The organism is Aeromicrobium sp., assembly GCF_036675695.1.
Classification (GTDB): Bacteria; Actinomycetota; Actinomycetes; order Propionibacteriales; family Nocardioidaceae; genus Aeromicrobium.
In genome coordinates, this window is record NZ_JAKFEL010000205.1 from 1 (window position 1) to 6,160 (window position 6,160).

At 66.1% G+C, this 6,160-nt stretch carries 9 protein-coding genes; 6 read left to right on the forward strand and 3 right to left on the reverse strand.

The genetic code is table 11. The annotated features are described in order from the left end of the window. The first annotated feature begins 40 nt into the window (after window positions 1–40). Window positions 41–301: a WhiB family transcriptional regulator gene (locus V6M39_RS12990; protein ID WP_332644241.1), complete on the forward strand. Its 261-nt coding sequence runs from the start codon at window positions 41–43 to the stop codon at window positions 299–301. Here V6M39_RS12990 and V6M39_RS12995 read toward each other — a convergent pair. Together V6M39_RS12995 and V6M39_RS13000 are read right to left on the reverse strand one after the other, a co-directional pair. Next, complete coding sequence (locus V6M39_RS12995; RefSeq protein ID WP_332644242.1) at window positions 298–1,443, reverse strand: ArsA family ATPase; 1,146 nt, start codon at window positions 1,441–1,443, stop codon at window positions 298–300. The two genes, V6M39_RS12990 and V6M39_RS12995, sit on opposite strands and share 4 nt — an antisense overlap. A 50-nt stretch (window positions 1,444–1,493) precedes the next feature. Then, window positions 1,494–2,459 carry an ArsA-related P-loop ATPase gene (locus V6M39_RS13000; protein ID WP_332644234.1) on the reverse strand — a complete coding sequence of 322 codons (966 nt, stop codon included), beginning with the start codon at window positions 2,457–2,459 and terminating at the stop codon, window positions 1,494–1,496. Window positions 2,460–2,564: 105 nt separating this feature from the next. Between V6M39_RS13000 and V6M39_RS13005 the strand changes: the two genes are divergently transcribed. Genes V6M39_RS13005 through V6M39_RS13025 form a run of 5 tightly spaced genes read left to right on the forward strand, consistent with a single transcriptional unit; the run spans window position 2,565 to window position 5,369 of the window. Further along, complete coding sequence (locus tag V6M39_RS13005; RefSeq protein ID WP_332644235.1) at window positions 2,565–3,125, forward strand: DUF3558 family protein; 561 nt, start codon at window positions 2,565–2,567, stop codon at window positions 3,123–3,125. 45 nt (window positions 3,126–3,170) lie between these two features. After that, window positions 3,171–3,326, forward strand: a complete 156-nt coding sequence (locus V6M39_RS13010) for a DUF4177 domain-containing protein (protein ID WP_332644236.1) — start codon at window positions 3,171–3,173, stop codon at window positions 3,324–3,326. Continuing rightward, window positions 3,323–3,784, forward strand: a complete 462-nt coding sequence (locus V6M39_RS13015; protein WP_332644237.1) for a RidA family protein — start codon at window positions 3,323–3,325, stop codon at window positions 3,782–3,784. Before V6M39_RS13010 ends, V6M39_RS13015 begins: the two co-directional genes overlap by 4 nt. 2 nt (window positions 3,785–3,786) lie before the next feature. Beyond that, window positions 3,787–4,605 carry an NUDIX hydrolase gene (locus V6M39_RS13020; protein WP_332644238.1) on the forward strand — a complete coding sequence of 273 codons (819 nt, stop codon included), beginning with the start codon at window positions 3,787–3,789 and terminating at the stop codon, window positions 4,603–4,605. After that, window positions 4,602–5,369, forward strand: coding sequence for an MBL fold metallo-hydrolase (locus tag V6M39_RS13025; protein ID WP_332644239.1), 768 nt, complete (start codon window positions 4,602–4,604; stop codon window positions 5,367–5,369). The genes V6M39_RS13020 and V6M39_RS13025 overlap by 4 nt, the downstream gene beginning before the upstream one ends. On the opposite strand, the gene V6M39_RS13030 is transcribed toward V6M39_RS13025, so the two are convergent. After that, window positions 5,366–6,043, reverse strand: coding sequence for a Crp/Fnr family transcriptional regulator (locus V6M39_RS13030; protein ID WP_332644240.1), 678 nt, complete (start codon window positions 6,041–6,043; stop codon window positions 5,366–5,368). The two genes, V6M39_RS13025 and V6M39_RS13030, sit on opposite strands and share 4 nt — an antisense overlap. Between the last annotated feature and the right edge of the window lie 117 nt (window positions 6,044–6,160).

Here is a 6,160-nt window from a genome sequence, read left to right on the forward strand (position 1 = left end):
CACTTCGGCCAACGTGGCCGGTCTCGGGGAGGTTCACATGATGCAGTGGAACGAAAACTGGGCGGCACAGGCCGCATGTCGTGGAAAGTCTGACGCGCTGTACGTCAAGGGCGCCGAGCAGAATCGCGCCAAGCAGCTGTGCTCTACGTGTCACGTACGCGCCGAGTGCCTTGCTGAAGCGCTGGACAATCGCATCGAGTGGGGTGTCTGGGGCGGTATGACCGAGCGCGAGCGCCGTGCCCTGCTGCGTCGCCGGCCCAACGTCACCGCCTGGCGCAACATCCTCCAGGTCGCTAGCTAGTCCTTCTTCGCGAGCAACTCGCCGATCTCGCGCAGTCCCTCGAGGTCGTGGACGTCTCCGGCGAGTGCTGCGACTGACACTGTCGGCACGCCACCATGTGCCGCTGCGAACCCTGACTTGAGTCGCGACTCTCGCGCCGACACCTTGAGTCGTGCAGCGTGGATCGCCAGAAGTTCGGCTGCGACCTGATCCGTCGCGCTTCCTGAAGCGAGCCGACGTCCGGCTGATTCGGCATCGGCGGCGGTGATCCCCTGAGCGCCCTCGTCGTGCACACGGTTGATGACGAGGCCAGCGAGAGGCATGCTCTCCCCCGCGAGCCGCTCGACGAAGTACGACGCCTCGCGCATGGCGGCAGGCTCGGGTGAAGCAACGACCACGAATGCCGTCTCCTCAGCCTGCAGGAGCGCGTACGTCCCCTCGGCTCGCTGCCTGAACCCACCGAAAAGCGTGTCGAAGGCGGCGATGAACGTTTGCATGTCGGTGAGCACCTGAGCTCCGAGCACCTTGTTGAGCGCGCCAGTGACGATGCCGAACCCAGCTGTGAGCAGCTTGGCCGGCCCCTTGGCCGGAGCGAGCAACAGCTTGATGAACCGGCCGTCGAGCATCGACGAGAGCCGTTCGGGCGCATCGAGGAAGTCGAGGGCAGATCGCGACGGGGGAGTGTCGACGATGATCAGGTCCCAACGGTGGTCGTCGCCGACGGCCTCGGCGTGCAGTTGGCCGAGCTTTTCCATGGCCATGTACTCCTGCGTGCCTGCGAAGGAGCTCGACAGCGCCACGTAGAACGGGTTGTTGAGGATCTGCGCTGCCTTCTCCGGCGACGCCTGCTGTTCGACGACCTCGTCGAACGTGCGCTTCATGTCGAGCATCATCGCGTCGAGCGAGCCGGGCCCGCCGCCGACGCCCTTGACGGGCCGGGGGTTGTTGTCGAGCTCGGTGAGGCCCATGGACTGCGCGAGGCGACGAGCCGGATCAATCGTGAGTACGCAGACCTTGCGACCCTGCTCAGCAGCGCGAAGCCCCAGTGCCGCCGCGGTCGTGGTCTTCCCGACCCCACCAGAGCCGCAGCAGACGATGATCTCGGTCTTGCGGTCCGCGAGGAGGGCATCGATGTCGAGAGTGCCCGTGGCGGTCCCGGACATTCCACGTGGGGTGGCCTTCACCTTGCGAGGAGGCGGGGCCTTCTTCGGGCTCATGCGATGCCTGCACTCTGGAGGGTCTCGGCGAGCTCGAAGAGAGCGCCGAGGTCGATGCCGTCCGGGAGAGACGGGAGCTCGATCAGCGGCTGGCCACAGTCGACCAGGAGCTCGCGCTGGCTCTCCTGGAGATCCTGACGCTTCAGGCTGGCGACTCCGCCAGCCATCAGGTCGTACGCGGCCTTGGGATCGAGACCCACCGACTCCAGTGAGTCACCGATGGCGTCAACGGTCACGCTGCGGGTGAGGAGTGCCACCTTGGTGCTCGCGCTGACCATCGGCGGTCGTACGAGGTTGAGGATCACGTGGCCGACCGGGAGGCGCTCGCTCCTCAGCTCGGCAATGCCGTCGATCGTCTCCTGGACCGGCATCTCCTCGAGCACTGACACGACGTGCACGCGCGTGTCCTTCGACCGCATCATCTCCATGATCGAGTCAGCCTGACGGCGGATCGGCCCGACCTTCGCGAGTCCGGCGACCTCGGAGTTGACGTTCAGGAACCGGGTGATGCGACCGGTGGGTGGTGCGTCCATCACCACGGCGTCGTACGTGAAGTCCCGGCCCTCGCGTCTGCGGGCGGCCTCGTAGACCTTGCCGGTGAGGAGCACATCGCGAACGCCGGGCGCGATCGTCGTCGCGAAATCGATGATGCCGAAGCGGTCGAGCGCCTTGCCGGCGCGACCGAGTCGGTAGTACATCGCGAGGTACTCCAGCAGCGCTGACTCCGGGTCGATCGCCAGCGCATACACAGAACCGCCGCCGAGGCCGACGGCGATCTTGCGCTCCTCGTACGGAAGCGGCGGAACATCGAACAGCTGCGCAATGCCCTGGCGGCCTTCGACCTCGCACAGCAAAACCTTCTTGCCCTCGCCGGCCAGCGCCATCGCCAGAGCAGCGGCCACCGTCGTCTTGCCGGTGCCGCCCTTGCCGGTGACGACATGGAGCTGGGTCGAGAGAGCCACCTGCCGAGCGTACCGATGATGTGTTTGTCCGGCGCGTTCAGTGTTTTCCCTACTACCTCGGGCGGTCTGTGTACGTCAGCGTTGAGACAACCCCGAGGAGTCATCATGCGCAAAACCCTGGCTGCCAGTGCCGTCCTGCTGATGTGTGTACTGAGCGCCTGCTCGTCGGGAAGCAGCGGTTCAGATGACGCGCCCAGTGGTGACAAGCCGGACTCCAGCAAGGAGAGTGCGGCAGCGTTCGACCCCTGCAAGGCGATCACTCCGGCTGAGGTCGAGGCAGTCCTCGGCTACCCCGTCGTCGTCTCCGAGACGCCCGGTGGCGGATGCTCCTGGGGCAACGAGGAAGACCCGCGCCTCGCGTCGCTGTCGGTCAGCGTGCAGGGTGATGCCGATGTGAATGGTGGACTCGAGGGCTCCAAAGCAGGCACGACGGCCGTTCTCGACGGTGAGGCGGAAGACGTCTCCGGTCTGGGCGATGGCGCCTTCCTGGTCCTTGGCCCGCTGAAGGGCGGTGGCGGTGAATCGATCCAGGCTCAGGGCTCGATCCTGACTGGCACTCAGCTCGTCGTCGTCGGCATCACCCAGCTCGGCGGAGCAGCTGTCACGGAGGATGCGGTGAGGGCTCAGGCCGAAGCGGGCATGGAGCTCGTCGGTTCCAAGCTCTGAGTCCGTCCCGGGGAGACTCAGTACTGGACGCACTAGAGTCGCGTCATGAGCAAATGGGAATACATGACCGCACCGGTGCTGGTGCACGCGACCAAGCAGATTCTTGACAACTTCGGGTCTGACGGCTGGGAACTCGTCCAGATCGTGCCGGGTATGAATCCCGAGAACCTCGTCGCCTACTTCAAGCGTCCGGTCGAATGAGCGCGGTCGAGGACCGTCTCGCGGGGCTGGACCTCGTCGTGCCCACCGTGCCCGCGCCGGTGGCGGTCTACGTGCCTGCCGTGCGCTCAGGTTCGTACGTCTTCACGTCGGGGCAGCTGCCGCTTCGCGACGGCCAGCTGCTCCTCGCCGGCAAGGTGGGTGGCGAGGTGTCGGCCGAAGAGGCCTACGACTGCGCCAAACAGTGCGCCCTCAATGCGATCGCCGCCGTGAAGTCGCAGGTCGAGGATCTCGACCAGGTCGTACGCGTCGTCAAGGCGACCGTGTTCGTCGCGAGCACGCCCGACTTCACCGGACAACCCGGTGTCGCCAATGGTGCGAGCGAGCTCTTCGGAGCGGCGTTCGGTGATGCCGGACAGCATGCTCGCAGCGCCGTCGGCGTACCGGTTCTCCCGCTCGATGCCCCAGTCGAGGTCGAGCTCATCGTCGAGATCGGCTGACGATGCGCATCCCCGTCCCGGAGATGCTCAAGGAGCGGGCGGCGATTGCCGCTGACAACCCGGTCGTGCCGCGTGATGCGGCGACGGTGGTTGTCGTACGCGATGGGGCTGCCGGCATCGAGGCCTACCTCCTGCGTCGCCAGCCGACCATGGAGTTCGCCCCCGGCATGTACGTGTTCCCCGGTGGTGGTGTCGACGACGCCGACCGCAACGCTGAGGTGCCGTGGGCCGGTCCGCCACCTTCCGTGTGGGCCGAGCGCTTCGGTTGCTCCGAAGACATCGCGAAGGGGCTTGTGTGTGCCGCAGTGCGAGAGACGTTCGAAGAGTCGGGAGTGCTGCTTGCCGGCCCCGACGCGGACTCGGTGGTTGCCGACACCAGCAGCCCGGAGTTCCAAGCTGCTCGACTCGCTCTTGAGGCGCGCGAGCTGACGTTTGCTGCCTACCTAGCTGACTCCGGCCTCGTGCTCCGTGCGGACTTGCTGGGCGCGTGGTCGCACTGGATCACCCCGATCTTCGAGCCCCGCCGCTTCGACACCCGGTTCTTCGTGGCTGTTCTCCCCGAGGGCCAGTCCGTCGGTGAGCTCGCCCGTGAGTCCGATCATGCGCTCTGGGCACCGCTGAGCAAGGTCCTCGAGGCAGTCGAGAGCGGCGCCTCGGGCATGCTGCCGCCGACGTTCTTCACCTGCAAGGAGATCGCCGACCTCGCCGCACCTGAGGTGCTGACGGCAGCGGAAAAGCGCATCGTACGAGCCATCGAGCCGAAGCTGGTCGAGGTCGACGGCGAGCTGTTCCTCGAGAGTGACACGGAGGGTCTGTCATGACGACGACAAAGGTGACGGAGCGCGCGTCGGTGCTTCGCTGCGACAACCCGGGAATGATGACGCTCGAGGGCACCAACACCTGGATCCTTCGTGAAGGCTCCGGCCGGGCGGTCGTCATCGATCCCGGTCCGGACGACGAGGCTCACATCTCCGCCGTCGTCGAGGCAGCAGGCGAGGTCGGCCTGGTGCTCTTCACGCACCGGCACTTCGACCACACCGATGCCCTCTCACGGATGGTGGACCTGACGGGAGCGCCGACACGGGCGACCGATCCGGAGTTCTGCCGCAATGCTGGGCCGCTGGTCGATGGAGAGGTCATCGACGTCGATGGCCTGCAGATCGAGGTGCTCGCGACACCGGGGCATACGAATGACTCGACCTGCTTCATGATCGGCGCGGAGGCATCGCTGTTCTCCGGTGACACGATCCTCGGGCGCGGTACGACGATCGTGGCGCATCCTGACGGTGTCCTCGGCCCGTACCTCGACTCCTTGGCACACATCCGTGAGCTCATCGAGGAAGGGCTGGTGAGCCGCATCCTCCCTGGTCACGGACCGGTCATCGACGACCCTGCTGCAGTAGTGGACTTCTATCTCGAGCACAGGGCCGAACGACTTGATCAGGTACGCGCGGCCGTTGAGGCTGGCGCAGTCACCCCGCGCGAGGTGGTCGAGCGGGTCTACTCAGATGTCGACGAGATGCTGTGGCCGGCCGCTGACCTGTCGGTTGCGGCTCAGCTCACGTACCTCAAGGACAACAACTAGCGAGCTCGTCGCTGCAGTCGCTCAAGATCGAGGATGACGACGCTGCGGGGTTCGAGGCGCAGCCAGCCGCGTGACGCGAAGTCCGCAAGAGCCTTGTTGACGGTCTCGCGCGATGCGCCGACGAGCTGAGCCAGCTCCTCCTGCGTGAGGTCGTGATTGACGTGTACGCCGTCGTCGGCGCGACGGCCGAAGCGGGAGGCGAGATCGAGCAGCGCCTTGGCGACGCGACCGGGTACGTCGGAGAACACCAGGTCGCCGACGACCTCGTTGGTGCGGCGCAGACGTCCCGCAAGCTGGTTGAGGAGTGCGTGGGCGACGTCAGGATGGGCGCTGAGCACGGGGCTGAGCGCTGCGTGACCGAGGCTCTTGAGCTCGACATCGGTGACGGCAGTGGCGGTGGCCGAGCGAGGTCCGGGATCGAAGAACGACAGCTCGCCGAACATCTGGCCGGGGCCGAGGATGGCCAACAGGTTCTCGCGACCGTCCGGGGAGGTGCGGCCGAGCTTCACCTTGCCGTCGGTGACGACGTACAGCTGGTCGCCGTCGTCGCCCTCGTTGAAGAGAATCTCGCCGCGGCGAAGGGTCGCCGGGGACATGGATGCCTCGAGTGCCCCAGCTGCCTCGTCGTCGAGACCTGAGAAGAGCGGTGCCTGGCGGAGAACGTCGTCGGTCATGATTCCTTCTGTCCCTGTTGCATGGGTCACAGTGTGTGCACCCGCAGGAAGTTTCCCACATCAGGGCGGGTCATGCGGAGACACACGCTATCCACGTACGCTGGAGCGCGTGCCGAC

What these genes read in the sequence shown, in the direction of transcription:
- V6M39_RS12990 (WP_332644241.1), top strand. Translation starts at nt 41, where the DNA reads ATGCAGTGGAACGAAAACTGGGCGGCACAGGCCGCATGTCGTGGAAAG.
- V6M39_RS13015 (WP_332644237.1), top strand. Translation starts at nt 3,323, where the DNA reads ATGAGCGCGGTCGAGGACCGTCTCGCGGGGCTGGACCTCGTCGTGCCC.
- V6M39_RS13010 (WP_332644236.1), top strand. Translation starts at nt 3,171, where the DNA reads ATGAGCAAATGGGAATACATGACCGCACCGGTGCTGGTGCACGCGACC.
- V6M39_RS12995 (WP_332644242.1), bottom strand. Translation starts at nt 1,443, where the DNA reads ATGTCCGGGACCGCCACGGGCACTCTCGACATCGATGCCCTCCTCGCG.
- V6M39_RS13020 (WP_332644238.1), top strand. Translation starts at nt 3,787, where the DNA reads ATGCGCATCCCCGTCCCGGAGATGCTCAAGGAGCGGGCGGCGATTGCC.
- V6M39_RS13025 (WP_332644239.1), top strand. Translation starts at nt 4,602, where the DNA reads ATGACGACGACAAAGGTGACGGAGCGCGCGTCGGTGCTTCGCTGCGAC.
- V6M39_RS13030 (WP_332644240.1), bottom strand. Translation starts at nt 6,043, where the DNA reads ATGACCGACGACGTTCTCCGCCAGGCACCGCTCTTCTCAGGTCTCGAC.
- V6M39_RS13005 (WP_332644235.1), top strand. Translation starts at nt 2,565, where the DNA reads ATGCGCAAAACCCTGGCTGCCAGTGCCGTCCTGCTGATGTGTGTACTG.